Raw genomic sequence first — 25,676 nt, 5'->3', positions numbered from 1 at the left:
ATCTACCTATTTATGGCCGGGCCTCATGAGGCAGTTTTTCAAATCGCACTTAAAGATTACGAGCACGATATGGACAGCTTCCGCGATGAATACAGAAAGCGACTCAAGGCCGCTCTTCCAGATGTTCAAGTTTCCTTTGAACCCATCGAACTCACCGATAAAGTCCTGAGCCAAGGTTCACCAACACCGATCGAGGTACGAATTGCTGGCAAGAACAAAAAGAATAATGAGAAATATGCAGGTAAATTAATCGAAGAACTGAAAGCTATTCCCTATTTCAGGGATGTACAGCTGGCACAATCCATCAAATACCCGTCCTATGACATCAATATTGACCGGGTGCGTGCCGCTCAGCTAGGTATTGACCTTGCAGAAGTAACCCGATCACTGATCGCGGCAACATCGTCCTCTCGTTATACGGAGAAAAACACCTGGATTGATGAAAAAGCGGGACTATCCTACAATGTCCAAGTACAGGTTCCCATTGATAAAATGAAAGACGAGAAAGAGATTGGAGAAATACCATTGTTAAAAAATTCGTCAAGGCCAATACTGAGCGACATTGCAACCATTACGCCATCTTATACTTATGGCGAGAATGACAACTTAGGTGCTATGCCCTACATTTCCGTCACGGCCAATATCGACCATACGGATCTGAAAACAGCCTCCAATGATGTACAACGTAGTATTAAAGCTTTGGGCGAACTTCCACGCGGTCTTTCGGTGGAGCAAATCGGATTGGGAAAAGTATTAAATGAAACCATGGACAGCCTACAGGCAGGTCTGGCTGTAGCAATCATTGTGATATTTCTGATGCTTTCGGCCAACTTTCAGTCGTTCAAAGTATCCATGGTTGTTCTCACCACCGTGCCAGCAGTTGTCCTTGGATCCTTACTGATGCTCTTAATGACCGGTTCAACACTCAACATGCAATCCTATATGGGTATTATTATGTCTGTGGGTGTATCCATCGCCAATGCCGTGCTATTGATCACCAATGCAGAGCATATCCGCAAGCACAATCAAAATGCATTGGCAGCAGCACGGGAAGCAGCCTCACTGCGTCTACGTCCTATTATTATGACCAGTTTGGCCATGATTGTCGGGATGTTACCGATGGCTATCGGTCATGGTGAAGGCGGTGAACAGGTATCCCCATTGGGACGTGCCGTTATCGGAGGCTTACTCTTCTCCACCTTTGCAGTACTGGTGATTTTACCTTTAATATTTGCTTGGGCACAAGAGAAAAGTAGCACCCAATCGATCTCCTTAGATCCCGAAGACGAAGAAAGTAAACATTATATCGCAGCATTAAAACCTTTATCATGAAACACAATCTCCTAAAAATATTATCCGCAGTAGGCCTACTCGCCTACTTAACCGGATGTCAGTCCGCTGCCGAGGAAAACAGTACAAAAGTAGCAGCAGTAACGGCAAGTCCAGCAATGGAAACATTTGCGCCGTCCAAACAGAAACTAACTAACAAAATGCAGATACCGGGCGAGATCAGTGGATTTCAGCAGGTGGAAATTTATGCCAAAGTGAGCAGCTACGTACGGGCATTAAAAGTTGATATTGGCAGTCGGGTTCAGGCCGGACAGCTGTTAGCTGTACTTGAGGCCCCAGAATTGAGTTCACAATTGTCAGCTGCAAAATCAAGGTTAAAGTCGCAGGAAGCGATTTACATGGCCACCAAAAGTACCTACGATAGACTGTTCGAAACCAGTAAAGTCGAAGGTACTGTAGCCCGACTGGATCTTGAGGTCGCCGAAGCGAAAAGAATGCTGATTTTGCCCAATTTCAGGCGGCAAAATCAGCCTATGCGGAGGTACAGAATCTATTGAACTACCTCGAAATACGTGCACCATTTGATGGTGTTATCGCGACACGTAATGTCAATCAGGGTGCCTATGTCGGACCAGCGGGCAGAGGTTCGGAGATGCCCATCATGACCATCCAGCAACAGAGCAAGCTCCGTTTGGCTGTTGCCGTACCCGAACAATATGCCGGCTTCCTGGCAGCAGATCAACCGCTGCAGTTTACCGTAAAGTCCTTACCGGGCCAACAGTTTTCAGGTAAGATCGCACGCAAGTCAGGGGCGCTGGATAGCAGATTCAGATCTGAACGAGTTGAAATCGACATTACCAATACCAACAACAAACTCCTCCCGGGTATGGTCGCTGAGGTCGAGTTGCCCCTGACTTCTCAGGATAGCACCTTTGTTGTTCCCAAAGCCGCAGTTTTTACCTCAGGTGAAGGAAGTTTTGTCATCGCCGTTGTGGACAACAAAACAAGTCGTGTTCCGGTACAAAAAGGACGTAGCATTGACGGACAGGTAGAAATCTTTGGCAACCTTAATCCGACCATGCGGCTCGTGAGTAAAGCCGATGAAGAAATCGCGGATGGCACCACCGTTAAATAAAAACAAGAAAGCTGTCCTAAGAATAAAAACGTAGCCCATGCGCATTGATCGTTGAAAAGAGATGCTCGGGAATACGAATAGATTAAAAGCCAATAGGCTGTCCAAAATATCGGACAGCCTATTGGCTTTTATTATTTTCACACGACTATATGCCCATAAATTTAAAGGCGTTGGCAGATTTAAATAGTCCATTTGAGATGCCATTAATTGCTACACCCTGTTTTAAATCCAGTTTCATTGCAGGGGCGCCCTTTTTCAAATCAAATTTAGTAAGATCCACCCATAAAGTTCCCGGAGTCAACACATTCTCAAAATAATAAACTTTATTCTTTTGATCTGCGACTGACCGCCATCGGGTAGAGGAAATATTAGGTTCAGTTTCCGAGCTGATACCAAATGGAACAGAGCAATTACGAATGACACTAAATACACTCGCGACAGCAGTTCGTGTATCCTCCGTTTGTGGGATGGCATTGATATAATACGAAGCACGCACAAAACGATCTGCAGCCCGATTGGTACCCGGAAGCATAATTGTCCCCGGGATTCCCTGCCAGTATCTGTTTAAAGCCAGCTGTTCCTCAAATACGGGTGAATTTGTCATCACCGTATATGCTGCATTATGGTGAATAACCAATTTTCCGTTGATGTATTCAAAGATGGCATTGTCACCCGTTGCATCCGAAAGGGATAGATGTATTGTTGTAAACTTTTCGGTTCCCGGAATATAGTCACTCACAATTACAAAGGGCTCGTCCTGCAAAACCTTCACCGCCTCAGCTACCGTCGCAAAATTGTCAAGTACATATTGTGCCCATGCCGAGATTGCTACCCCTTTTTGTTCCGGCGGGATCAAATTTAGGATAAGTAGACTCGACCAGCCAAAGGACATTGGCGACCAGTCCCTTTTCATTCAGTCCATCCACGGTCGCAATATCCCATGCGCTAGCAATCACACTACCGTATTGTGATGTCCAGGTCAGCGATTGCGGCCCCACTTCACCACTTCTTTGCATACCCCGCGGAAATACCCAAATGTTAGCAGCAATGTCATCCTTCCAGTCCATGCTACGCGCTGTAATAACCGTTTGACCGGGTCCTTTGTAAACCACCCTGGTGCAGGCATTCGTCTCTCCATGCAGGAGGACTACAATTAAGATAATTGAAAAAGATACTTCATAAAATAGCTGTTTGACATATTAACAAATACTTAATGATTTTGTTTAGACAAAACTATTAAACAAAAAAACACCATTAAAAGCAACTTCCCCAGACAGTTTAACATCTCATCCGCTGAAAGATCCTGTTTTCTAGTCTCAGATCATTTTTTTGTAGTCTGTTTTTTTAGTTTTTAACCTTATTTTTGCTATTTTCAAAATATGTCGCTACAACGACAGTGAATCATTTGACTAAAAATCAATAGCTAAAGGACATGTTGAAGATCATTACATCAGGGATGAAACTTGGACTTATCTTATTTTTGATCCAAAGTATATTGATTTGTATCGATGGGCTGCGTGACAAAAAGACCAAAGCGGCTATCGGTATTGTTCTCGGTAATAAAATCAACCCCGACGGTAGCCCCTCGGAGAGACTACAGGAACGATTAAATAAAAGTATCCAGCTATACAGGGCAGACCGGATTCAGATGATCCTTGTCAGCGGAGGCTTTGGAAAGGAAGGTTTTGGGAAGGCGACAAAATGAAAGACTATCTGGTGCTGAACCATATTCCATCGCAGAAAATTATTGTGGACAACTATGGTAATGATACCGAAAAAACAGTGGTCAACAGCATCCGTATCATGGACAGTCTACACTATAAAAGTGCCATTTCCATCTCCCAATATTTCCATCAGACACGAACAAAAGCGCTCTTTCGAAAAAAAGGGATTTGTCAATATCGAAAGTGCAAGTCCTATCTATTTTGAATGGCGTGATGGCTATTCCATCTTCCGGGAGTTTGTTGCCTACTACAAAGAGGCCTTATAACGCTTATAAAAAGGAGCTGTGTAAATCCATTTATTGTACCTTATATTTGAGCGCATCTCCCCGCTGATAACCATCCACGAGTCATTCAATCAAAAAGAAGTTTGTTTTATCGTCAAAGCAAATTATATTTACGACACACTAAACCAATCAAATGAAAGAGAAATTTATTGACAGAAAAGACCAACAGGCAAATAAAATATTTGAAAGACGAACATTAGCAAACGACTATCGGACCATTCTCCCACTGTTAAAACCCGGTTTAGCCATCCTCGATGTAGGCTGTGGCACAGGAACACTGACAAATGAAGCCGCATCACTAATCGCGGACGGCACAGTGATCGGTTTGGACAACACCCAATCTTTTATTGATATAGGGAATCAACAGTACGGTGACAGCGCCAATCTTAGTCTGGTCTGTGATAATATTTTCAGTTATGAGCCACCACATCAGTTTGATCTGATTATGACGGCAAGAACAGTGCAATGGCTAAGTGATATTCCTGCGGCCTTACAACGGTTCAAATCCTGGTTGAAACCCGGAGGACAGCTTTCGATCCTGGATTATAACCATACCGCAATTGAATGGAACCCAGCACCACCGTCCAGTATGTTGGAGTTTTATCATACATTTCTGAAATGGCGTGCCGATGCAGGTATGAACAACCGTGTCGCAGATGAAATCGCCACTTTACTCCAACAACAGGGATTTACAGCCATTGAGACGATCAACGCCGATCTGACCTATACCAGGGGCGACGATCATTTTCAGACCAATCTTGGAATCTGGATCAAAGTTGCCCAGTCGCAACAAATGGTAATAGAAGGATATATTACAGATGAACTGCGTTTAAAAGCCATTGAAGATTACAGCAACTGGATCGAAACAGAAGCCCTATCAATGACACTCAAAATGAACGACGTAAGAGCTAAAATTTAATAAATTCAATATGATCCCTATACACACAGCATTCTTTTCTATTTTCCTGTTACTCTCCGCGTTTGACCTGTTTGCACAATCGAAAGATACGACAATCAGTGTTGGTCAGCATAGTTTACATTTTAATATTATAGCTGGAAAAGGAATTCCTATCATTTTTGAATCAGGAGGCGGAAACGATGCTTCTGTATGGCAGAAACTATTGGCTCCACTATCAGCTAGATTAGGTGCACCATTAATCACCTACGATCGGGCGGGTTTCGGAAAAAGTGGCATAGATACCGCAAATGTCAATCTATCGACTGAAGTCGCTGATCTAAAAGGGCGCTGAATAAATTGGGTTATAACGAACAATATTTCTTTGTTGCACATTCCTTTGGTGGTAATTATACGCTGAAATTTGCCCATGAAAACAAGGGGCAGGTACTAGGTGCGGTGATGATAGATATTGTCTCGCCTTATTTTATGACAATGGAGCGTGGAAAATCATTAAAGATAGAATATGCCGACCGACTTCAAGAGATCAAAAAGAGAGCTTAGGATTCTATCATTTGACGATGAATTATGAGAATTCAACAGCTATTTTGCATGAAGTAGCGCCACATGCGACCATTCCAATGACAATTATCGGCTCAGGCATTACCGCTTTTGAAGAACCCGATAGAAGTAAATGTGTTGCCGCATTAAAAAAGTTTGCAGACGAAAAGGACAACAGAAAGTATGTCCTGGAGCCGAACGCACAACATCACATCTTTTACGATAATCCGGCTTTAGTGATCGAAGAAATCCAGTCATTATACAAAAAAACAACCTCAACAGAATAATTTGATCTGTTTGGAAATAAATTTATTTGTAGCTTAGTATTATTGTCAATGTCCAATCAATACAATATTTTATGAACAATCAAGCGCAGAATGTTATCGATTCACCCAGCAACAATACCGTTTTCATGGTATGGAATTTTCAGGAAAATAAAGAGCTGAAACCGGTCTTTGAACGGATCTGTGCCCTGGTCGTCAATCTGAATAATTCGGCTCAGGTACGTTCGACTGGTATAAAAGCGAGTATTGTCATGGGGATCAGTTATCATGCCTGGAAAAAATTGGCACTACAGGAGCCATTACCTAAAGAATTGGTTCCTTTTGAGCCCATCGTAGGTCAAAAACATGTCGCTGTTGCTACCCCGGGTGATCTCCATTTTCATATTCGCGCTGAAGAGCAAAGCTATTGTATTGACATGGCAGCCGAAATTTCCGATGTACTGGCAGCAGTTGCTGACTGCAAGGAAGAAATCCACGGCTTTCGTTATTGGGATGGAAGAAGCATTCTAGGTTTTGTCGACGGCACCGAAAACCCGACAGGTGAAGACCGTGCTTTCTTTGGTATTATTGGAGATGAAGATCAAGCCTATCAAGGTGGCAGCTATCTTTTTGTTCAAAAATACATTCACGACATGAACAGCTGGCGGGCCTTACCGGTATCCGAACAGGAAAAAGTTATTGGGCGAAGTAAAACCAATGATATTGAAATGTCGGATGACGTAAAACCGGCCAATTCGCATTCGGCCTTAGCCAATGTAGGCGATGATCTCAAAATCGTTAGGGACAATATGCCTTTTGGTAATATCGCCAATAATCAAATGGGCACCTATTTTATTGCTTATGCCAGTAGATTTAGCACCGTGATACAAATGCTAAAACGAATGTTTATAGGTGAACCAGATGGTAATTATGACCGTATTCTGGACTTTAGTGCAGCTCAGAGTGGCACATTATATTTCTGCCCTTCTATTGATATGCTGAAAGATTTTGCCGGATAGAGCAATCTTTAGGGCTTAAAGACAATCATTACCACTCAATATATTACGACTATGCAAATCGACGTTATCCAAGTAAACGATAGAAATATCGCTGAAGTAAAAGACACTGCTATCCTCATCAACAATCTCGATGATGGTTTACAGATCATGGTAGACTGTGGCGCACAGGAAGCATACAAAGCAATCTTATACCAAGAAAATATTTCGGCTGATTTTTTTGAACTTAAAACGAAGTTGGCGGGGAAATTCTTCAAAAATATACGCAGTACGATTTTGACGTTGCTATTGTTGGTGACTTTTCCATCTATAATAGCAAAAGTCTGAATGATTTTATCTACGAAAGTAATAAAGGCCGTAAGATCAACTTTGTTGCTACGCGAGATGAAGCCATTACTAGACTATCAAAGGGTTAACGGTACAGCTCGATCCATTCAAGGCGGCCTGTCAACCTCCTTTCATAAAAAAATAAGCGGCTAATAAAATAACCGCTTATTTTTTATTCCTGCTGCAACCAATCCTCGTAGGACATTACCCCCAGTTCTGGCCTCCCCTCGCCTTCCAATAGGGCAATAAATTCCAATTGATTTCCATCTGGATCGTTAAAATAAATTGCCAATGCCGGCATCCAGGCAAATACCATTGGTTTTTCTACACCATCTTTCAAAAAATTGTAAGGCTGCAAATCCCTTTCTTTGAGATAGTCTACTGCGTAATTCAAGATATCTTCTTTACTGGCTCTAAAAGCAAAATGCCGCGGTTGAAAATTTGCTTCCTCCTGCCAGAGTCCCAGCATATATTCCTTACCTGTACCGACCCACAAAAAGACGATAGGTCGATTGGGATCACGATGTGCAATCCGCAAACCAAGCACCTTCGTATAAAAATTGACAGACTCCTCCAGATTACGTACCTGGATATGCGTTTCATATAATCCTGTTATCTTCATTGTTTCAATAGTTAAATGTGATCCGGTTTCCATACATCATTCCAAACTTTTGTTGGCATGAACCGATGTATTTATTCCTCTATGACAATTTAAGTTAAATTCCGATCTCCCAATTGGCAAAATCAGAAATAAGACAGAAAAATGATTATTTGAAGTCCAACTTTTGATTTAATAGAAAAACAACCTTATCTTGTGTAGAAGACACATTAGCCATGTACAACACATTAGAATTAAAAAAATACACAGCCGAAGATTTCGCTCTTTTTAGAGAACTTACCAAAGACGATGAAATCATGAAATATATTTCAGGCAAGGGATTGACAGCTGAGCAGGCCGAGAAAAAATTCGCTTCAATTCTCGAAATCAATACAGATCCATTATTGGGCTATTTTATGGTGATAGATTCCGATAGCCAATTATTTTTGGCGACTGCAAATTGGTCAACTATAGAAAAGATCCAACCGTCTTTGAGATCGGTTATTTGCTTAAAAGGGAGTTTTGGCGTAAAGGTCTCGGCACCAAAATCTGTGAATCTCTGCTGGCCATGGCCAAAAGCATCGACGCCAATAAGGATGTGATCGGCATCATTGATCCAGATAATGCGGCCTCCAGACAATTACTGACAAAGTTTGGTTTTCAAAGCTACTTTGTTGGTATAGAAGATGAGGTTGCTACAGAAAAGCTTATTTTAAAACGCACATAACCTATTTTATCCAACCGAAAGAATAAGGTCAATTGCACATGACAATCCCCCTATGAAGTTTAGTATCAAGATCAATCCAAATACACACGACAGCCTACAAGACACTTTATCTTTCTTTGGTGTAGATTGCAATCGCCCTTACTACATCTCATCCGGCAATCCCCTTTTCGAATACCCCAGAAATTCCTTCCGTATTGATTTTTACGCCATTTGCATTTGCACGGCCGGAACGATTACAGTAGAAATTGATAATCAAGAATATACACTAGCACAGCATAGCTTACTTGTTTCAGCACCTTCCACCGTCATCAAATTTACAGCGGTCAGCAAGGATTTCAGAATGAAACTACTTTTCTTTGACAAGTTGTTTCTACTTAAAAACATTGCCAACCCATTTTTTATAGAAAAACTGGGACTATTCAACAATGCAACATTCGCAATTATACCCGAGGCAGAAAAACTCGCCGGAAAATTATTAAGGCTCCTCGAATATTTAAGCGAGGTAACCCTCAGGGCGACACGTTTTACCCCGACATTATTCGCACCATTATATTTAACCTGCTGCTAGAAATAGCCGATGTGCTCGCCGTGGAGGACCAACATGCAGTTGAAACAATTCAGGAGGCCAATAGCCTCTACTTTAAGTTTACGGACCTGGTACAGCAACACTGCAGCCAATCCAAAGATGTGAAATATTACGCCGATCGGTTATTTATTTCAAACAAATACCTGATTAGTATTGTTAAGAAGGCATCTGGAAAGACGCCACATGAAATCATAGACGAAAATTTGCTCAAAGAAGCGTATGCCCTACTCGGAAATCCTGAGAAGACCATTTCCGACATCGCCTACGCCATAGGCTTCAATTCGATCTCTGCATTTGGACGTTTTTTCAAAAAGTACTCCATGTTATCGCCTTCTGAATATCGAAAAGACAAAATATGTAAAAAAGGAAATTCGGTAGAACAATAGCGAATTTGAGGGCATAAATGATCTAAGGAGTATGGCTAACTTTACTCAAGAATTAAAAACAATAAGAATCATGAAAGAAATCACCTCAAAATTCGACAAAGTATTAAATGCATCTGCTGAATATGGAAATGTAAATCATGAACCGGATTCAAGCACAGAACAACAACGTAACACGCCTAAAAAGGCAATGCCTTTTTCAGATCAGATAGGAAATTACCAACGCAATAAAGGTATACCGAACAAATCCTACAAAGACAGCAAAATCTATATTGTCGGTAGCGGGATTGCGGGGATGTCTGCAGCATACTATTTCATCCGTGATGGACATGTCCCTGCGGAAAATATCACCTTCCTGGAGCAGTTACATATCGAAGGCGGATCCCTGGATGGTGCCGGCAATGCCAAGGATGGTTATGTCATCCGTGGTGGACGTGAAATGGACATGACTTATGAAAATCTATGGGATATGTTTCAGGATATTCCAGCATTGGAAATGCCAGCTCCCTACAGTGTACTTGACGAATATAGATTGATCAACGACAACGATTCCAACTATTCAAAAGCAAGACTTATCCATAATCTTGGTGAAATCAAAGATTTTAGCAAATTTGGGTTGGCCAAAAAGATCAACTTGCAATTATCAAACTCCTGCTAAAAAAAAGAAGAATTGGATGACCTGACAATTGAAGATTATTTCAGCGAATCTTTCCTGAGCAGTAATTTCTGGACCTTTTGGCGGACCATGTTTGCTTTTGAAAACTGGCATAGCTTATTGGAATTGAAACTGTACATGCATCGCTTCCTTCATGCAATTGATGGATTAAACGACCTTTCTTCCCTTGTATTTCCTAAATACAATCAATACGATACCTTTGTCACCCCATTACGCAAGGTGTTACAAGATAAAGGTGTTAAGATCCAGTTTAATGTACTGGTCAAAGATCTTGACATACAAAACAACACCGAAGGAAAAACCGTTGCGGGTATCATTACCGAACAAGATGGTCAGGAAGTACGTATCCCACTAGGTCCAAATGACTTTGTCATTGTCACGACCGGTTCAATGACAGAAGACACCTTCTATGGTGATAATACCAAAGCACCGATCATCGGTATAGACAACAGTACCAGTGGACAGAGTGCCGGCTGGAAACTCTGGAAAAATTTGGCTGCTAAATCAGCTATTTTTGGTAAACCCGAAAAATTCTGCAGCAACATTGAAAAGTCAGCCTGGGAATCTGCTACCCTGACCTGTAAACCCTCGGCTTTGATTGAAAAATTAAAGGGCTATTCGGTCAATGATCCCTATTCAGGAAAAACAGTCACCGGCGGTATTATTACAATTACAGACTCCAACTGGTTGATGAGCTTTACCTGTAACAGACAGCCACACTTCCTGGCCAGCCCGACGATGTCCTTGTACTTTGGGTTTATGCCCTATTTATGGACAAACAAGGAAATTATATTAAAAAGACTATGCCTGAATGTACCGGAGATGAAATTTTGGCCGAACTATGTCATCATCTGGGAATCATTGATCAATTGGATGATGTCATCAAAAATACCATCGTTCGCACGACATTTATGCCCTATATCACATCGATGTTTATGCCTCGTGCTAAAGGCGATCGCCCAAGAGTCGTTCCAAATGGCTGTAAAAATCTAGGTCTCGTTGGACAGTTCGTCGAAACCAACAACGATGTCGTATTTACCATGGAAAGCTCAGTCAGAACTGCACGTATAGCTGTGTACGAGCTCTTGAATCTCAACAAGCAAGTGCCTGATATCAATCCTTTACAATATGATATCCGTCATTTGTTGAAAGCCGCACGGACACTCAATGATGATAAGCCGTTCATCGGCGAAGGACTATTGCGTAAAATCCTGAAAGGATCTTATTTTGAACATATTCTTCCCGGAGGAGATGAAGAAAATGAAGATCATGAATCATTTTTGGCCGAGCAGTTCGGTAAATTCAGAGATTGGTTAAAAGGAATTAAGGGTTAATTCTAATCCACACGCCAAATCGCCTATGTCTTTAGAAAAGACATAGGCGATTTTATTCTCAATCCGCAGACACGCTAATTCGCATAGACTGCATTTAGCCAGCCAAAAACAGATTTGTTTTGGGCACTTGGTCCCATGGGCTTAGGCAGTTTAAGGACAGCAAGCAGCGCGTCAAATGCATCCGCAATCAATAGATCATCACGATTGCTAAATAAAGTGATAACAAGGTCTTTCTGTTGATCTAAATAAACAATATTATGGAAGCCCGTTGATTCTCCCGAATGGAAGAACAGCCTATTTCCCTCCAAAGGATAGATAAACCAGCCTAAATTGTAGGAAACACCATCTTTTACCGGAAGGCGCTCTGTTTCCAGAAAATCCTGTATAACAGCTTCGGGAAAACGCTTATGAAGCAAATAATTGGCCCATTGATGGTACTCCAAAGCCGATAGATAAACTCCGCCATCACCTTGAGTCGCACTGGTCACACTCTGATCAGCAAACACAAAGGTATCCCCTTAGGATGATAACCGAAAGCCCGATTGGGGATATTTGAATCAACAGTATAGACGATTCCATCGCGGATACCATTCGGCAGAAACAAATGCTTTTTACGAATGCTGCAAAAGGCTCCTTTGCCACCTTTTCCACAATCAAAGCCAACAGGCAATAGCCCGTATTACTGTACCTGAATTGACTCCCCGATGGAAAATAAACAGCATCAGTCTGCCGGATATAATCCAGCACATCCTTATCCGAAACCTGTGCTGTTCGATCACTTGGTATCAATGCCTCATAATCCATTATTCCCGAACGGTGTTGGAGTAATTGAGCGACGGTAATACCCTGCAAAGCCAAGGGCAAATCGTCAAAAAAGAGTCCCAATTGATCCGTTGGTTTTAGCTTGCCCTGAGCAAATAAACTGCAAATAGCTTGCGCTGTCACCTGCTTACTGACGGAGGCCATCCGAAAATGGGTCTTTTCTGTGATCTTTTGTTTCGTTTTCAGATCCGCTATTCCGACTGCATAGTGGTAACGGATCTGTCCATGCTGACTAATCGCAACAGCTATCCCAGGTTCATCTCCCTTAGGATAATAGCTGGAAAGCGTTTTATCTAATAAAGATTTCTCCATATTTTGTCCCGTCGCATAGCTGGTTACACACATAAAAAAATAAAACGAGTTTTAGGTACATGATACTATAGTGCTGCATTGCTTTTATTTTTGTGTATTAATACAATTTAAGATCTGTATAGGTGGTACCAATAGGTATTATTCTATCAGCTATCCAGATCTGGGCTCGATCAAACTTTGTCATTTTGCCTTTTGCAACAATAAACGCCCTGTGGCAACGCACAAAATCAGACTTTGGCAGCAATTCGCTGAGCTCACTGATGGTGATCCTTGAGCTAATCAGTTTATCCGACAGATGTATTTGCGTATAGTTACCGGAAGCTTCGATATAGTGTATATCTTCAAATTCGATCTTTACATGTTCATAGCCATCTTTTACAAAAAAATAGCCCTTGTTGGTCTCAGCCTTTGCAGATCTCAGATGGTACAATTCATGTGCTTTGTTGCAGGCCTTTAGAAATCGAGCCATGGAAAAAGGCTTTAACAGATAATCAATTGCGTCAAGTTCAAAGCTCTGCAAAGCATGTTCGGAATAAGCGGTTGTAAAAATAATCATGGGAACCGTACTCAGGCTTTTCAGAAACTCGATACCTGAAATATCAGGCATCTTAATATCCAGAAAAATCAGATCAACATGTTGCCGCTGTAAATAACTGATTGCCATAAATGCATCTGTGAATGTTTCTCTCAATTCAATAAAGGGAACCTTTGACGTGTGATGGCTAATGACCTCCAAGGCCAACGGCTCATCATCTATCGCTATGGCTATCATACAAATTATTGGTTTAAAATCTTGTCAAGCTGCTCGTAAAGCTGCTGTCCATGACTCGATCGAAGCGCTTTTTCAACGACCAATTTTCCTGTTTTATCAAATATAAAATATTGTGGGTAATATTCCGCTTCGTCCTTGGCATTTCGTAGCAGCTCCTTCCAAAAGGGATCTATCTGTTCCCTATTTTTACCTAGTCAATATGTAAGGTCAAGTGGACAAAAAAATTCCTGTGCATTTTCACGAATGATCAGCTCATGCCTGTCCTTATACAACAGCAATAGGCGTTTCCGTACATTGTCAAACCCCACACCACTTTTTAACTTTTCAGGATCATTGTCATTTTTGAGATTGATACTGTTACTGACATCAAAGAATAGCACATTGCCCCTGACCTGTAAGGAAATTTTGATATACGAGGGTTTCTGTAAACTAATACCATGTTTGAACGCATTCTCAACAAAAGGAATAAGCAACATCGGGGTAATTTGGTAATTTTCAAACTGCTCTTCAATCAACGTTTCGATCTTAATATCGGCAGATTGTGAGGTCCGAAGAGTTTGCAAGGCGATATAATTATTCAGGTATTCGACCTCTCGGATCAGCGAAATCTTATCCTGTGTATTCTCATGAAGCATAAACCGCATCATGTCCCCAGCCGCTGGATGCCCTCCCCTGTTCTTTCGGCTTTTTCCTGCAAAGCGGTACCATACAATGTATTTAATGCATTAAACAAGAAATGTGGATTGATCTGTGACTTTAAGAAGTTGAGATTAGCATCCGATTTACCCAGTTCGGTACGTAGTGAGGTCAACTCAGAATTTTGTAAAACACGTTTTCTATACAAAAACCATGAAAGTGGAATACTGACCAATAACTGTGTAGGTAGATGAAACAACGCTACGATAAAAATTACTTCGGAAGTCCGGTTAAAGAAGAACAACGCCAAAATACATAAGGGTAACATGAGGACCAAACTAATGACAAAGATGTGCCAAAAATAGCTACTAAATTTCTTTTGTTGCCTGTACAGTTCAGGCAATAGGTAATAAAGCGAATAAATCACAATACCGACCGCAGAGAGCACCACCATGGTCCAGAGGATTGCAAACTGAAAATTTGATCTGGATGTAATCCATAAAAATAATCCTACAAACCAAAATCCTATCCCGAAAGCCAGATCCATCTTCATCTGTCTTTGGACAGCTGTATTTCCGTCCATATTTTTGAGCAGATAAGCAATAAAATACTTGCCACAGGTATAAACCGAAATAAGGATAACCATTAATGCCGTCTTATTAAATGCATCAAAAAATAGACGATTATATCCCTGTTGAATTGTCTTATAGGCCAACAACTCATAGGTATGACTGTATGTCTTAGCAATACCTAGAACTAGGCTAACGACAGCTATCAGCAGAACGATCAGGAGTAATTTAATGCTTCGCGTTTCCTATCAATAAGTGCGGGGATCAGTATAAAATTCAGCGCCAAAAAACTTAGATAGACCGCTAAAATATAAAGGAACTTGGGCACAAAAAGTTAAAGAAATAGGAATAGCTTATGCCTACGGTATTGAATTGTTCATGGATACCACCATCATTCCTTTGATTGGTGTCTGATACAAGGTTATAGCTGAATATAATAAAAAGCAGCGTTGCTAACCAGAATTCTACTTTTCGAAAATCTTTTAGTTTCATAATGTAATCAATTATTCATTTGTGTTTGCATTTAATGGTATTCATGAATGCTTCACATTTTGTTGTTAAATGGTCAAATGGAATATCCAGTTTTTCTTCGCATTGTTTTTGCCTTTTCAACATGGATATTTCATCTACGATTGGTTTTGATGATACAATACTAATAGAAATGAAAAGTTAAATAGAAAAAATGTGACGAATGCCCTAAAAAATGGGATGGGTAATTATTCTAGGAATTTCTTAAGTTCCCGATTGAGGCTTCTGACCGAAATACCGAGATAGGCAGCCATATCCTCTTTCTTGATCGCAATATCCTGCTGGGATTGGATTTCCAATAAACGATGTAAACTATGTTCCAGACTGTATAACTGCTGGTAAGATGCCCGGCTCGAGGTATGCACAATACGTTGTGCCATCACATCCAGCAACATATTGCTCCATGTGATATCTCTTTCCAATAGCTCCCTAAAATACGTTTTGGAAAATGCATAGACCGTCACATCGGTCATGGCCTGTATACTACACAGACTGGGAATATGACGAATGCTTTCGATCTCCCCAACGATTTCCCCGACCGAAAGAAATTCAACGATATACTCCTTGTCATTGGCCTCGGTAAAATAACACTTGGCTATCCCTTCACTGATAACCATAACCTTGGTGGATGCTGTTCCCTGATCATATAAGTTTTGCCCCTTGGTATACTTTCTGACCACAATATCTTCCTGACGCTGCTGCTGAGCGTAAAGTGTTATCGTACGATCCAAAAATGATTGATTTGTTCTTAACATAATGATCCGGGACAAATGTCCTTTTAATAATGATTTCCTTTTGAGAAATTAGCTTCATAAAATTACAAAAGTAGATTTAAAAACAGCATGATTTATTCAAGACGACTCTTCGATGTGAGTGGGTTAGATGAACTCTTGAATACTATGCCGCCGAAGGCAGCGTGAACCGAGCGCAGCGAGCTCACGAATACCTTAAAATACCAACTTAATGAGTAAACGAGCTCATGAAGACCATTGAAAATAAATGATGAACAACTAATGATACAAATGAAAAATAAGATAACAACCATCGCTTTTGATGCCGACGATACCCTCTGGGCCAATGAATCCTATTTTCAGGAAGCAGAAAGACAATTTTGCCTGCTTTTAGAAAACTACCTTCCACAACATACCGTCTCGCAGGAGCTCTTCGCTACCGAGATGAAGAATCTGCACTTATACGGCTATGGGATCAAAGGCTTTATGTTGTGTATGATTGAGACCGCCAATCGAATCTCGGAAAACAGGCTGCCCGTTGAGATCATTAATCAAATTATAGCGATCGGACATGAACTCTTGCAGAAGCCCATTGAATTGCTTCCCGGTGTGACTGAAACGCTGACCCAGCTAAAGGGCAATTACAGACTGGTCGTTGCAACCAAGGGTGATCTCTTGGATCAGGAACGGAAGTTAAAAAATTCGGGACTGGAAGACTATTTTCACCATATCGAAATCATGAGCGATAAAAGAGAAAAAGACTATCGTAAGTTACTCAAGCATCTGGATTGCGCACCTGATCGCTTTATGATGCTGGGCAATTCACTCAAATCCGATATCCTTCCGGTACTCGAGCTCGGCGGGTTTGGTGTTCATATTCCCTATCATGTGACCTGGACACATGAACAGCATGAGGTTAATTTAGAACACGAACGCTTTATTGCCATTCAACGAGTCGATGAGATCCTGACACATCTGGGCTAAAGGCATTTGAACAGCGTAAGCTAGCACATTGTCTACAAAACACTAGCTTATGCTGTTTGACGCTTAATAGGTCATCTGCTCGTCCATTTCATATTTCATACCCGGATAACCGAGTATACGTCGCATCAATGCCATCTGACCGCAGAGATAATCCTGCCGTCCAATGCACATCCCTATAAAATTGAGTTTGTTCTCCTCGACAAAAGGAACGTTCATATCAATTTTGAAAATCTCCGCCAATTGCGCATCGTCTACTTCCAACAGACGATAGACTTTTGGGAAATGGCATAGAAACTATCTTTCAATTCTTTTAAACTTGGGTAGTTAAATTGTTCATCCAATGTTTTACCCATAAAAATAAGTCGTGGTAGGGATCTTCCTCCTGAAGGCCCAAAATGTATGCAATCCCATAACGTACATTGACAAAATTACCGGCCATCCACACCATGTGGTTGGTCTGCCCGTTGATACGTTGACGTGCGTGCTCCTCCGTGATACCATCCAAAACATTGATAAAACTTTGACTGTGCATCCGATACGCAGGAATAATGACTTCTAATTTTGCTGATTTTGGTTTATCCATTGCTCATTGATCTATAGGTGCCAGGCACCTGGTTATTCATCAAAGTTAGCTGATTTAGCGCATGCTACTCTTGTCGTATGGCAAGAATATAAAAAGTTATGGCTTTCTGCTGTCATTGCATATCAGGGCGAATTTGTGTAGGTTTGAAGGACAAATTCTAAATTTCTTCAAATTTCAACGCTTATCTTAGCATCATGAAGATACTGATCATCGAAGACGAGGAAGAACTGGCCAAAGGTATAGCAACATACCTCTGTGAGCAACAGTATTTATGTGAGTTTGCCAACTCCCTGCATGATGCTTTGGATAAAATCCAGTTGTTTCAGTACGATTGCATCCTACTCGATATCGGTCTGCCCGATGGTAATGGTTTGCGTTTATTAGAAGAACTGAAGAAAGATAACAAGCAGGATGGTGTCATTATTATCTCGGCAAAAATGCCGTAGATGATAAGATTGCCGGACTTCAACTTGGCGCAGACGATTATCTTACCAAGCCATTTCACCTTTCGGAGCTTGCTGCACGAATTTACTCCTTAATGCGCCGGAAACAATTTAACAATTCAAACGTTGTCAGCGTCAACGAAATTCAGATTGATCTGTTAGCGAAAACAGTACTTGCAAACAATAATCCTGTGATCCTGACCAAGAAAGAATTTGATCTGCTGATGTTTTTTATTGGAAACAAAAACCGGGTTATCTCTAAAAGTACATTGGCCGAACACCTGTCAGGAGATATTGCCGATATGCTAGATAATCACGATTTTGTTTATGCCCATGTCAAAAACCTCAAAAAAAAGTTGCAGGATGCCGGAGCCTATCCGTATATAAAAACGGTATATGGTACAGGATATAAATGGGAACATCAAAGCGATATCAGCACATGAAGCCACTACTCAAGAAAATAACCAATCCCTTCCTACTCTATGTGTTGATTGTACTTGGCGTTAGCGTCCCAGTTTATTATGTTGTTATTGATGGTATCTGGAAAAGCGAGCTTGACGAACACAATAAAATTATTGTTGAAAAGACGGCCTTCGAGCTCAACGGCCTACAGCTTTCTGACGACAAATTACAACACAGCATAGCGATATGGAATAGCATACAGCCAAGTACAGATATCCGCAAACTAGGGACAAACGATTCAGGCAAAGACAGTATTTACACCATAGAAAAACAAAAATCGTATGTTGCGCATGAAAATATAGATCGTTTTCGATGCCTCTCGACAGTGGTTCAAATCAATGGCAGCCCCTATCGCTTTACTGTCGAAACCAATATTGAAGAGTCCATAGAGACGATTGCCGCTATCGCTGCCACTACACTCTTTTTCTTTATTATGCTTGTTTTGGGGATACTGATCCTTTCAAGAAGGATATCAACAAAAGTCTGGGCACCTTTCCGGGATACTGTCGAAAAATTAAAATCATTTAATCTCAACAGTCAACATCAAATTACCTTTCAACAGACCGATACCATTGAATTTCATGAGCTGAATCAATCTTTGGAAAAACTGCTCAAAAAAATGTAGCCGTCTACCGTTCACAAAAAGAATTTACGGAAAACGCCTCCCATGAACTGCAGACCCCCTGGCTATCCTCAAAAATAAACTTGATATCCTACTCCAATCACCCAACCTAAGTACAGAACAATACTTACAAATTGAAGATATGCACAGGGCACTCAGCCGGAGTACACGTATTAATCGAAACCTCCTATTGCTGGCAAAAATTGACAACAGTCAATTTGACCATTCAGAGACATTGCGGCTGGACAGCTTGTTATTACAGTCCATTTCGACCATGCAGGAGCATTTTGAACAAAAACAGCTTACCGTTGAAGAAAATATCCAACCAGATGTGCTGTTTACAGGCAACAGCAGTCTGACCGAAATTCTGATCAATAATTTATTGTTGAATGCCATTCGTTATAGTGCATCAAACAATATGATCGCCATCCAACTGACCGAAACCTATTTAGAAATCGACAATCCGGGAGAAGTCGCCCTCGACCCCAACACCCTATTCAAACGCTTTTCCAAGCTTTCAAAAAATAATCTGGGCAGCGGACTGGGACTAGCAATTGTGCTGGAAATCGCGCGATATCAGGGATGGACAGTCCAATATCGTTTTGAAAACAAAAACACATTTTTTCGGTCCAATTCTAAAAATTCCAAATATATTCTAAATCTTCGCAGCTTTACTTCGTACTATTTAAGAAGAAAGCTATGAAATCCACTACGCGCACAAGACCGCATCTTTGTTCATTTCTCTTCATGTTACTGTGTTTGGCGGGGTCCATGCCGACGACAGCACAGGTAAGCACAGCCACAATTTCGGGCATCGTCAAAAGTCAAACGACCAACAGTCCTCTGCCTTATGTCAATCTTGTCCTCAAACATACTACAGACAGCAGCTTCGTGACCGGAACAGTGAGTGATGATGCTGGACGATACAAACTTAGCAGTGTCGCCAGTGGCCATTATACACTGGAAGTTTCCTATACAGGATTCAAAACCGTCAAACAGTCCATTTTTGTTGGGACACTGTCTCCTTTCCTCGAACTGCCCACAATCGTTTTATCAGAGAGCGCTACCCAATTGCAAACCGTCGAGGTAAATGCAACGCGGAGTGGAATTAGCCAGCAATTGGACAAAAAAACCTATACTGTCGCTGACAACATCAGTCAAAGCGGTGGCTCAGCATTGCAACAGATGCAAGCGCTACCGGGAGTCACTGTTCAGGACGGCAAAGTGCTGTTACGGGGAAATGAAAAAGTAGCGATTTTGATTGACGGTAGGCAGACAGCCATGACTGGCTTTGGCAGTCAGACCGGACTCGACAATTTACCCTCCTCAGCGATCGAAAAAATTGAAATTATCAATAATCCCTCAGCAAAATACGACGCCAATGGGAATGCCGGAATTATCAATATCATTTTGAAGAAAAACAAACAGCTGGGATTCAATGGCAAGGTCGGTTTTACCACCGGACTGGGATCCCTCTGGGAGAGAAAGGAAAACCTGCCGACTATCCGGCCCCAATATACCCTGACCCCAAAATCAACCCCACTCTTTCCCTGAATTATCGAAAAGATAAAGTCAACATCTTTGTCCAGGCAGACAACCTCTATACACATACATTAAACAAAAATGAATACGTAACACGTACCTACGATGATGGCACCCTGATCAAATCGCAGTTGAAACGCAACAGAAACACCAATTTTCTGACCACAAAAGCTGGAGTAGACTGGAATATGGATGCTCAAAACAGCTTAACCATCTCAGGCATGTATGGGAGTGAAAAAATTATAGATCGTGGTGATCAACCATTCTTTAATGGCGATTTATCCCAGCGCAACCGCCTTTGGCAGTTTTTGGAAGACGAGCTAAAGACGACAGCAATGGCGACAGCCTCTTTTCAGCATAAATTTAAAGAAGCGGACATCTGCTCAATGCAGGTTTCAACTATACATTCCATCGCGAAGACGAAAAGTATTTCTACGATAATTATCTCCCGAATAGTACAGGGAAAGATGCGTTCAAACTACTGTCTGATGAACAAGTATATGATTTCAACCTCGATTACATCAAACCTCTTAAATATGGACGGATAGAGACCGGAATCAAGCTACGTGACAGAAAAATACCCACCAATATGCAGTTTATTCCCGGCACAAATTCCGTATTGATAGCAATGCAGGTGGTTGGGCCACTTATAAAGAGTTGATTCCTGCCTGGTACGGAAACTACATCTATGAAAATGAGAAATGGGAAGCTGAATTAGGTATACGACTGGAATATGTACGTATCCAATATGATGTCAATCCCAACCATCCCACCTACAAAAGTGACGGATACAATTACACACAGCCCTTTCCAAATGTACGCTTAGCATATAAACTGGATGACAACAATAAACTGTCCATCTTCTATAACCGTCGGGTAGACAGACCCAATGAGGTCGATATCCGTATATTCCCAAAGTATGATGATGCCGAAATTATCAAGGTCGGAAATCCAGCCTTACGGCCCCAGTTTACCAATTCCATCGAACTCGGATACAAACGCAACTGGACGAAAGGCTACCTCTACACAGCACTTTTCCACCGCTTTGCCGACGGAACAATCAGTAGAATCTCCACAACGAGTCCTGGTAGCAATTGGATTTATGCCGTATTCCAAAATGCCGGTCGTAGCTACAATACGGGTATGGAAGCAATCTGGAACCAAAAGGTCAGTGATAGCTATTCTTTTAATATCAATGGTAATCTCTACCGTAATCAGATCAATGCCTTTTCAGTTGAAAATCGATATCCCCAACCCAGTCTATTTTCAGCAGAGAGACAGACCCTGATTTCCGGTAACTTAAAATGGAACAATACCTTTCACCTCAAATCAGGTTGGGATGCTCAATTTACAGCGATCTACCTTGCTCCGGACCTGATCCCACAAGGCAAATTGTTTGCACGGTTTTCCATCGATGCCGGAGTCAAAAAAGTATACAGCACAACAAAGGAGAAATATTCCTGAATGCCACAGACCTTCTCAATACGATGGTCAACAAACGTGAAATCCAGGGAATGGGCTTCCGCTATACCAGTGCCGACTATTATGAAACTCAGGTGATCCGCATCGGTTACAATTACAAATTTTAAGATTGATTAAAAACACTTTACATATGATCAAACCTGTCTTATTGTTGCTTGTGACAGCACTCTTCCCATTTAGCAGTGCTATCACGCAGATATTACAACAGCCCAAAACGGTAATTACCGAAGAACAGGGAAGTACCTTGGCATTAGTCAAAGATCCCCTTCGCTTAAATACGGTCACCGATCTTAATCAGCCGTCCCAGCGCTGGAAAAATGATTCAAACGCGAATTTATGGCCGATACAGGGCGATACGATCACCCATATGTTCAAAAATGCATCAAAGATGTCTACGAATTCGCCCTATAAACTCCGGTATACCAATTTTATTGTACCAACGGTGTTCATCGGGTTTGGTGTAGCCAGTTTAAGCAGCGATGCCCTTAAAAAGCTAAATTCGTCCACCAAAGACGAAATTGCCGAACATCGATTAAGCCACATGAAATTGGATAATTATAGTCAATATGTTCCGGCACTTATGGTTTACGGGCTCAATGCATTTGGTGTGAAAGGTAAACACAATTTTAGAGACAGAACAGTGATTTACCTCACCTCACAATTGATTTCCGGAGCGATGGTGATTCCGCTGAAACACCTGGTAAAAGAAGTTCGTCCAGACAGTTCCGATGCCCTATCTTTTCCCTCGGGACATACGGCGACGGCATTTTCTTCCGCCCAATTTATGTATCACGAATACCGGGACAGTAACTTTTGGCTAAGTATTTCGGGGTATCCCTTTGCTATATTCACAGGTATTTACCGTACGATCAACAACCGTCACTGGGTAGGCGACGTCGTTGCTGGAGCTGGCTTCGGCATATTATCGACCGAACTCGCCTATTGGCTCCATCCCAAAATCAATCAGCTGCTGTTCAAAGATAAACCGAATACCTCATCCATGGTCATGCCCTTCTATCAGAACCGGCAATTTGGGTTAAGCTATGCACGGCAGTTTTAAAGAATTCCACCCGAGGCAACAAAAGAATAGTCTTCAAATAACGAAACCAAGGTAAATTTGATAACTTTGTCCTGTACCGTCCATACGCTTTGGTCGAAGTCAATATTGAGGTTGAAGTATTAACGAATAATCTTTCGCTGTTGTATGAAGATTCTTTTAGTCGAAGATGATGTCCGTGTCGCGGGACTAATAAAACGCGGGCTGGATGAAAACGAATTTCAGACCGACATTGCCTATGATGGTATTTCAGGAAAGAAAATGGCCCTGCAGCACGATTTCGACCTGATTATTACCGATATCGTATTACCCAAGATGGACGGGCTTGATCTCTGTAAGGAAATCCGCCATATCAAACCCGACCTGCCCATCATCATGCTTACCGCACTCGGTACCACAGATGACAAAATAGAAGGTTTTGATGCTGGGGCGGACGATTATCTGGTCAAACCTTTCGAAATGCGGGAGCTATTGGCGCGGATACGGGTGCTGCTCAAACGCTATCAGAAACAGGACAGCACTACAGGAACCATCCTGCGCTATGCGGATCTGGAAATGAATCTGCATACCAAAAATGTCAGACGCAACAATATCGATATCAGTCTGACACCCAAAGAATTCAAACTACTCCACTACCTGCTGCTGCACCCGAACGTGTATTGTCAAGAATGGAGATTGCCGAAAAAGTCTGGGAAACCCATTTCGATACCGGCACGAATTTTATTGATGTCTATATCAATTACCTCCGAAAAAAAAGTAGACAAGGATTTTGATAAAAATATATCCACACCAAATCTGGGATGGGCTTTATTTTAAAACAGGACTAATGCAGATCAGAACGCGAATCACCATACTTTTTACAGTCGTCACAGCGACCATCCTGATGGTATTTGCCTGCACGGTTTATTATTCGGCCGTAGAGAATCGGGAGAATGAATTTTATGCCCTCCTCAAAAAAGAAGCCTACACCAAAGCAAATCTGTTTTTAAATGCACAGGTAGACAGAAAAACACTGCAAGATATCTACCACAACAACCGAAAAATTCTCAACGAGGTTGAAGTAGCCATCTATGACACCCGTTTTAAGCTATTGTACCATGATGCCGTAGACATTGATTTTGTCAAGGAGACGCCGGCTATGTTGCGGGATGTTGTCAAAAAAAGGAAATTGGCTTTTATCAGGACAAATGGCAGGTGATCGGCATTACCTATGCATACAACAATGCGAATTTCATCATCACTGCTGCCGCTTATGATCAGTATGGTTACAATAAACTTCAAAATCTGTTATCGACCATCATTATTGTTTTTATTTTTGCGGTCTTTTTAAGCTATGCCGCCGGAATATTTTTCTCAAAAAAGTATTCCGTCCGATTCAGGCCATGACGCAAAAAGTCAAAAACATATCGGCCAATAGCTTGGATGCAAGACTTCAGAGCACAGGTAATAAAGATGAACTATCCGAACTGGCAAACACCTTTAACGATATGCTGAACCGTCTTGAAAACTCCTTTGATGGCCAAAAGCACTTTGTCTCCAATATTTCCCACGAACTGCGCACACCTTTGGCAGCAATGATTACCGAACTCGAAATTTCCACGAATAAAGACCGAAGCACCGCTGAATACAAGGTTATCATTGACAACACGCTAAACGACGCCCAGAAACTAAAAAAACTGTTTAATAGTCTACTGGATTTTGCCAAGGCGAGTTACGATAGTTCAGAGATTTCCTTCAAAGCACTACGTGTCGATGAAATCCTGCTTGACGCCTGCCAGCAGGTTTTGCAGGCCAATCCCGATTATAAACTCGACATTTTCATTGATCCCGCTCTGGAAGACGAGCAGATGATTTCGACTGTCGGCAATGGATACCTCCTCCAGGTCGCTTTTGTAAATTTAATTGAAAACGCCTGTAAGTTTTCCGATAACCAAAAATGTTCCATAGCGATTAAATCCAGTGGAACGTCTATACAACTAGAATTTAAAGATGACGGCATAGGCATCGAGCCTCAGGATCTTGAACGCATATTTACCCCTTTCTATCGCGGCAACAACAAAGCCTACAGTGAAGGGAATGGCATCGGTCTCTCACTGACCAAAAAGATTATTCTACTGCATCAAGGCGAAATTCTTGTCCGCTCAACGAAAGGCATCGGTAGTGTATTCCAGATCAATCTACCCCATCCATCAGCACTCTAATAAAATTCTAATATTTTTCTAAAGCCTCTCTAACTGCCTTCCAGCAGAGGCATAGATAGCTTTGCACCATAATTTTTAGAAACAGAAACGCCGGTCATCAACCGCCCATTCGTTGAACAGTTCTTGAATGA

At 41.6% G+C, this 25,676-nt stretch carries 32 protein-coding genes and 6 pseudogenes; 27 read left to right on the top strand and 11 right to left on the bottom strand.

Going from position 1 to position 25,676, the window contains the following annotated elements:
• Positions 1–12 precede the first annotated feature (12 nt).
• From KUH03_RS46985 to KUH03_RS30005, 3 genes and pseudogenes are all read left to right on the top strand, one after another.
• Entirely contained in the window at positions 13–1,332 is a 1,320-nt protein-coding gene (locus KUH03_RS46985; RefSeq protein WP_306429217.1) for an efflux RND transporter permease subunit, read from the top strand.
• Entirely contained in the window at positions 1,329–1,847 is a 519-nt protein-coding gene (locus tag KUH03_RS30010) for a biotin/lipoyl-binding protein (RefSeq protein ID WP_306429216.1), read from the top strand. Before KUH03_RS46985 ends, KUH03_RS30010 begins: the two co-directional genes overlap by 4 nt.
• A pseudogene (locus KUH03_RS30005) lies at positions 1,832–2,425 on the top strand (efflux RND transporter periplasmic adaptor subunit); the annotation flags it as partial. The gene KUH03_RS30010 and the pseudogene KUH03_RS30005, both read left to right, overlap by 16 nt.
• Before the next feature lie 145 nt (positions 2,426–2,570).
• Here the strand turns inward: KUH03_RS30005 and KUH03_RS30000 are convergent.
• Together KUH03_RS30000 and KUH03_RS29995 are read right to left on the bottom strand one after the other, a co-directional pair.
• Positions 2,571–3,281 carry a linear amide C-N hydrolase gene (locus KUH03_RS30000; RefSeq protein WP_257088033.1) on the bottom strand — a complete coding sequence of 237 codons (711 nt, stop codon included), beginning with the start codon at positions 3,279–3,281 and terminating at the stop codon, positions 2,571–2,573.
• Complete coding sequence (locus tag KUH03_RS29995; protein ID WP_257088032.1) at positions 3,223–3,537, bottom strand: linear amide C-N hydrolase; 315 nt, start codon at positions 3,535–3,537, stop codon at positions 3,223–3,225. Before KUH03_RS29995 ends, KUH03_RS30000 begins: the two co-directional genes overlap by 59 nt.
• A 344-nt stretch (positions 3,538–3,881) precedes the next feature.
• Here KUH03_RS29995 and KUH03_RS29990 point away from each other — a divergent pair, with 344 nt between their 5' ends.
• From KUH03_RS29990 to KUH03_RS29955, 8 genes and pseudogenes are all read left to right on the top strand, one after another.
• The gene (locus KUH03_RS29990; protein WP_257088031.1) at positions 3,882–4,130 is read left to right on the top strand and encodes a hypothetical protein; all 249 of its coding nucleotides are present in this window, start codon (positions 3,882–3,884) and stop codon (positions 4,128–4,130) included.
• A complete protein-coding gene (locus KUH03_RS29985; protein WP_257088030.1) occupies positions 4,127–4,354 on the top strand; it encodes a YdcF family protein in 228 nt (75 codons plus the stop codon). Before KUH03_RS29990 ends, KUH03_RS29985 begins: the two co-directional genes overlap by 4 nt.
• A gap of 212 nt (positions 4,355–4,566) precedes the next feature.
• Positions 4,567–5,352 (top strand): trans-aconitate 2-methyltransferase, encoded by a 786-nt coding sequence (locus KUH03_RS29980; RefSeq protein WP_257088029.1) that lies wholly within the window; start codon positions 4,567–4,569, stop codon positions 5,350–5,352.
• A gap of 10 nt (positions 5,353–5,362) precedes the next feature.
• A complete protein-coding gene (locus KUH03_RS29975) occupies positions 5,363–5,683 on the top strand; it encodes an alpha/beta fold hydrolase (RefSeq protein ID WP_257088028.1) in 321 nt (106 codons plus the stop codon).
• 5 nt (positions 5,684–5,688) lie between these two features.
• Complete coding sequence (locus tag KUH03_RS29970) at positions 5,689–5,892, top strand: hypothetical protein (RefSeq protein ID WP_257088027.1); 204 nt, start codon at positions 5,689–5,691, stop codon at positions 5,890–5,892.
• A gap of 17 nt (positions 5,893–5,909) precedes the next feature.
• Positions 5,910–6,176, top strand: coding sequence for a hypothetical protein (locus tag KUH03_RS29965; protein WP_257088026.1), 267 nt, complete (start codon positions 5,910–5,912; stop codon positions 6,174–6,176).
• A 71-nt stretch (positions 6,177–6,247) separates the two neighbouring features.
• A complete protein-coding gene (locus KUH03_RS29960) occupies positions 6,248–7,171 on the top strand; it encodes a Dyp-type peroxidase (RefSeq protein WP_257088025.1) in 924 nt (307 codons plus the stop codon).
• Positions 7,172–7,222: 51 nt separating this feature from the next.
• Positions 7,223–7,584 (top strand): annotated as a pseudogene (locus KUH03_RS29955) (DUF4180 domain-containing protein).
• A gap of 83 nt (positions 7,585–7,667) precedes the next feature.
• Here KUH03_RS29955 and KUH03_RS29945 read toward each other — a convergent pair.
• Positions 7,668–8,117, bottom strand: a complete 450-nt coding sequence (locus KUH03_RS29945; RefSeq protein ID WP_257088023.1) for a VOC family protein — start codon at positions 8,115–8,117, stop codon at positions 7,668–7,670.
• 415 nt (positions 8,118–8,532) lie between these two features.
• Here KUH03_RS29945 and KUH03_RS29940 point away from each other — a divergent pair, with 415 nt between their 5' ends.
• The 4 genes and pseudogenes from KUH03_RS29940 to KUH03_RS29925 all read left to right on the top strand — a co-directional run bounded on the left by KUH03_RS29940 (position 8,533) and on the right by KUH03_RS29925 (position 11,799).
• Positions 8,533–8,820: a GNAT family N-acetyltransferase gene (locus KUH03_RS29940; RefSeq protein WP_306429826.1), complete on the top strand. Its 288-nt coding sequence runs from the start codon at positions 8,533–8,535 to the stop codon at positions 8,818–8,820.
• 52 nt (positions 8,821–8,872) lie between these two features.
• On the top strand, positions 8,873–9,388 hold the full coding sequence (locus KUH03_RS29935) for an AraC family ligand binding domain-containing protein (protein ID WP_257088022.1): 516 nt from the start codon (positions 8,873–8,875) through the stop codon (positions 9,386–9,388).
• 11 nt (positions 9,389–9,399) lie between these two features.
• Positions 9,400–9,792 carry an AraC family transcriptional regulator gene (locus KUH03_RS29930; RefSeq protein WP_257088021.1) on the top strand — a complete coding sequence of 131 codons (393 nt, stop codon included), beginning with the start codon at positions 9,400–9,402 and terminating at the stop codon, positions 9,790–9,792.
• A gap of 31 nt (positions 9,793–9,823) precedes the next feature.
• Positions 9,824–11,799: pseudogene (locus KUH03_RS29925) on the top strand (oleate hydratase).
• Between the two features lie 74 nt (positions 11,800–11,873).
• Here KUH03_RS29925 and KUH03_RS29915 read toward each other — a convergent pair.
• The 6 genes from KUH03_RS29915 to KUH03_RS29890 all read right to left on the bottom strand — a co-directional run bounded on the left by KUH03_RS29915 (position 11,874) and on the right by KUH03_RS29890 (position 16,169).
• The gene (locus KUH03_RS29915) at positions 11,874–12,305 is read right to left on the bottom strand and encodes a serine hydrolase (protein WP_257088019.1); all 432 of its coding nucleotides are present in this window, start codon (positions 12,303–12,305) and stop codon (positions 11,874–11,876) included.
• Positions 12,295–12,933: a serine hydrolase gene (locus tag KUH03_RS29910; protein ID WP_257088018.1), complete on the bottom strand. Its 639-nt coding sequence runs from the start codon at positions 12,931–12,933 to the stop codon at positions 12,295–12,297. Before KUH03_RS29910 ends, KUH03_RS29915 begins: the two co-directional genes overlap by 11 nt.
• A 97-nt stretch (positions 12,934–13,030) precedes the next feature.
• Positions 13,031–13,705, bottom strand: coding sequence for a LytTR family DNA-binding domain-containing protein (locus KUH03_RS29905; RefSeq protein WP_257088017.1), 675 nt, complete (start codon positions 13,703–13,705; stop codon positions 13,031–13,033).
• 194 nt (positions 13,706–13,899) lie between these two features.
• On the bottom strand, positions 13,900–14,352 hold the full coding sequence (locus tag KUH03_RS29900; protein WP_257088016.1) for a sensor histidine kinase: 453 nt from the start codon (positions 14,350–14,352) through the stop codon (positions 13,900–13,902).
• Positions 14,349–15,059: a histidine kinase gene (locus tag KUH03_RS29895; protein ID WP_257088015.1), complete on the bottom strand. Its 711-nt coding sequence runs from the start codon at positions 15,057–15,059 to the stop codon at positions 14,349–14,351. Before KUH03_RS29895 ends, KUH03_RS29900 begins: the two co-directional genes overlap by 4 nt.
• A gap of 567 nt (positions 15,060–15,626) precedes the next feature.
• A complete protein-coding gene (locus tag KUH03_RS29890; RefSeq protein WP_257088014.1) occupies positions 15,627–16,169 on the bottom strand; it encodes a Crp/Fnr family transcriptional regulator in 543 nt (180 codons plus the stop codon).
• 291 nt (positions 16,170–16,460) lie between these two features.
• On the opposite strand from KUH03_RS29890, the gene KUH03_RS29885 reads away from it, so the two are divergent.
• Positions 16,461–17,153 carry an HAD family hydrolase gene (locus KUH03_RS29885; RefSeq protein ID WP_257088013.1) on the top strand — a complete coding sequence of 231 codons (693 nt, stop codon included), beginning with the start codon at positions 16,461–16,463 and terminating at the stop codon, positions 17,151–17,153.
• Between the two features lie 63 nt (positions 17,154–17,216).
• Here the strand turns inward: KUH03_RS29885 and KUH03_RS29880 are convergent, their stop codons facing one another.
• Positions 17,217–17,414 (bottom strand): hypothetical protein, encoded by a 198-nt coding sequence (locus tag KUH03_RS29880; protein WP_257088012.1) that lies wholly within the window; start codon positions 17,412–17,414, stop codon positions 17,217–17,219.
• 49 nt (positions 17,415–17,463) lie between these two features.
• Positions 17,464–17,736: a hypothetical protein gene (locus KUH03_RS29875; protein WP_257088011.1), complete on the bottom strand. Its 273-nt coding sequence runs from the start codon at positions 17,734–17,736 to the stop codon at positions 17,464–17,466.
• Between the two features lie 194 nt (positions 17,737–17,930).
• Here KUH03_RS29875 and KUH03_RS29870 point away from each other — a divergent pair.
• The 11 genes and pseudogenes from KUH03_RS29870 to KUH03_RS29810 all read left to right on the top strand — a co-directional run bounded on the left by KUH03_RS29870 (position 17,931) and on the right by KUH03_RS29810 (position 25,545).
• A pseudogene (locus KUH03_RS29870) lies at positions 17,931–18,622 on the top strand (response regulator transcription factor).
• On the top strand, positions 18,619–19,266 hold the full coding sequence (locus tag KUH03_RS29865; RefSeq protein ID WP_257088010.1) for a hypothetical protein: 648 nt from the start codon (positions 18,619–18,621) through the stop codon (positions 19,264–19,266). Before KUH03_RS29870 ends, KUH03_RS29865 begins: the two are co-directional and overlap by 4 nt.
• A gap of 139 nt (positions 19,267–19,405) precedes the next feature.
• Entirely contained in the window at positions 19,406–19,966 is a 561-nt protein-coding gene (locus KUH03_RS29860) for a HAMP domain-containing sensor histidine kinase (RefSeq protein ID WP_257088009.1), read from the top strand.
• Positions 19,963–20,817, top strand: a complete 855-nt coding sequence (locus tag KUH03_RS29855; RefSeq protein ID WP_257088008.1) for a carboxypeptidase-like regulatory domain-containing protein — start codon at positions 19,963–19,965, stop codon at positions 20,815–20,817. The genes KUH03_RS29860 and KUH03_RS29855 overlap by 4 nt, the downstream gene beginning before the upstream one ends.
• Positions 20,818–21,184: 367 nt before the next feature.
• Positions 21,185–22,394, top strand: a pseudogene (locus tag KUH03_RS29845) (outer membrane beta-barrel family protein).
• A gap of 23 nt (positions 22,395–22,417) precedes the next feature.
• Positions 22,418–23,347: a phosphatase PAP2 family protein gene (locus tag KUH03_RS29835; protein ID WP_257088007.1), complete on the top strand. Its 930-nt coding sequence runs from the start codon at positions 22,418–22,420 to the stop codon at positions 23,345–23,347.
• 144 nt (positions 23,348–23,491) lie between these two features.
• Positions 23,492–23,770, top strand: a pseudogene (locus KUH03_RS29830) (response regulator); the annotation flags it as partial.
• Positions 23,771–24,012: 242 nt separating this feature from the next.
• Positions 24,013–24,117 (top strand): winged helix-turn-helix domain-containing protein, encoded by a 105-nt coding sequence (locus tag KUH03_RS29825; protein ID WP_257097434.1) that lies wholly within the window; start codon positions 24,013–24,015, stop codon positions 24,115–24,117.
• Positions 24,118–24,170: 53 nt separating this feature from the next.
• A complete protein-coding gene (locus KUH03_RS29820; RefSeq protein ID WP_257088006.1) occupies positions 24,171–24,542 on the top strand; it encodes a hypothetical protein in 372 nt (123 codons plus the stop codon).
• Entirely contained in the window at positions 24,539–24,730 is a 192-nt protein-coding gene (locus tag KUH03_RS29815; protein ID WP_257088005.1) for a hypothetical protein, read from the top strand. The genes KUH03_RS29820 and KUH03_RS29815 overlap by 4 nt, the downstream gene beginning before the upstream one ends.
• Positions 24,727–25,545 carry a HAMP domain-containing sensor histidine kinase gene (locus KUH03_RS29810; RefSeq protein WP_257088004.1) on the top strand — a complete coding sequence of 273 codons (819 nt, stop codon included), beginning with the start codon at positions 24,727–24,729 and terminating at the stop codon, positions 25,543–25,545. Before KUH03_RS29815 ends, KUH03_RS29810 begins: the two co-directional genes overlap by 4 nt.
• Positions 25,546–25,676 lie beyond the last annotated feature (131 nt).

The organism is Sphingobacterium sp. E70, assembly GCF_019285695.1.
GTDB classification, from domain to species: domain Bacteria; phylum Bacteroidota; class Bacteroidia; order Sphingobacteriales; family Sphingobacteriaceae; genus Sphingobacterium; species Sphingobacterium detergens.
The sequence above is the reverse complement of the archived record's forward strand: the minus strand, read 5'-3'. Positions and strand labels throughout refer to the sequence as shown.

Excerpts from the sequence above, each read along its gene's own strand:
- KUH03_RS46985 (WP_306429217.1), top strand. The coding sequence starts at position 13 with ATGGCCGGGCCTCATGAGGCAGTTTTTCAAATCGCACTTAAAGATTAC.
- KUH03_RS30010 (WP_306429216.1), top strand. The coding sequence starts at position 1,329 with ATGAAACACAATCTCCTAAAAATATTATCCGCAGTAGGCCTACTCGCC.
- KUH03_RS29990 (WP_257088031.1), top strand. The coding sequence starts at position 3,882 with ATGAAACTTGGACTTATCTTATTTTTGATCCAAAGTATATTGATTTGT.
- KUH03_RS29985 (WP_257088030.1), top strand. The coding sequence starts at position 4,127 with ATGAAAGACTATCTGGTGCTGAACCATATTCCATCGCAGAAAATTATT.
- KUH03_RS29980 (WP_257088029.1), top strand. The coding sequence starts at position 4,567 with ATGAAAGAGAAATTTATTGACAGAAAAGACCAACAGGCAAATAAAATA.
- KUH03_RS29975 (WP_257088028.1), top strand. The coding sequence starts at position 5,363 with ATGATCCCTATACACACAGCATTCTTTTCTATTTTCCTGTTACTCTCC.
- KUH03_RS29965 (WP_257088026.1), top strand. The coding sequence starts at position 5,910 with ATGAATTATGAGAATTCAACAGCTATTTTGCATGAAGTAGCGCCACAT.
- KUH03_RS29960 (WP_257088025.1), top strand. The coding sequence starts at position 6,248 with ATGAACAATCAAGCGCAGAATGTTATCGATTCACCCAGCAACAATACC.
- KUH03_RS29945 (WP_257088023.1), bottom strand. The coding sequence starts at position 8,117 with ATGAAGATAACAGGATTATATGAAACGCATATCCAGGTACGTAATCTG.
- KUH03_RS29935 (WP_257088022.1), top strand. The coding sequence starts at position 8,873 with ATGAAGTTTAGTATCAAGATCAATCCAAATACACACGACAGCCTACAA.
- KUH03_RS29910 (WP_257088018.1), bottom strand. The coding sequence starts at position 12,933 with ATGGAGAAATCTTTATTAGATAAAACGCTTTCCAGCTATTATCCTAAG.
- KUH03_RS29905 (WP_257088017.1), bottom strand. The coding sequence starts at position 13,705 with ATGATAGCCATAGCGATAGATGATGAGCCGTTGGCCTTGGAGGTCATT.
- KUH03_RS29900 (WP_257088016.1), bottom strand. The coding sequence starts at position 14,352 with ATGATGCGGTTTATGCTTCATGAGAATACACAGGATAAGATTTCGCTG.
- KUH03_RS29885 (WP_257088013.1), top strand. The coding sequence starts at position 16,461 with ATGAAAAATAAGATAACAACCATCGCTTTTGATGCCGACGATACCCTC.
- KUH03_RS29875 (WP_257088011.1), bottom strand. The coding sequence starts at position 17,736 with ATGGATAAACCAAAATCAGCAAAATTAGAAGTCATTATTCCTGCGTAT.
- KUH03_RS29865 (WP_257088010.1), top strand. The coding sequence starts at position 18,619 with ATGAAGCCACTACTCAAGAAAATAACCAATCCCTTCCTACTCTATGTG.
- KUH03_RS29860 (WP_257088009.1), top strand. The coding sequence starts at position 19,406 with ATGCACAGGGCACTCAGCCGGAGTACACGTATTAATCGAAACCTCCTA.
- KUH03_RS29855 (WP_257088008.1), top strand. The coding sequence starts at position 19,963 with ATGAAATCCACTACGCGCACAAGACCGCATCTTTGTTCATTTCTCTTC.
- KUH03_RS29835 (WP_257088007.1), top strand. The coding sequence starts at position 22,418 with ATGATCAAACCTGTCTTATTGTTGCTTGTGACAGCACTCTTCCCATTT.
- KUH03_RS29825 (WP_257097434.1), top strand. The coding sequence starts at position 24,013 with ATGGAGATTGCCGAAAAAGTCTGGGAAACCCATTTCGATACCGGCACG.
- KUH03_RS29820 (WP_257088006.1), top strand. The coding sequence starts at position 24,171 with ATGCAGATCAGAACGCGAATCACCATACTTTTTACAGTCGTCACAGCG.
- KUH03_RS29810 (WP_257088004.1), top strand. The coding sequence starts at position 24,727 with ATGACGCAAAAAGTCAAAAACATATCGGCCAATAGCTTGGATGCAAGA.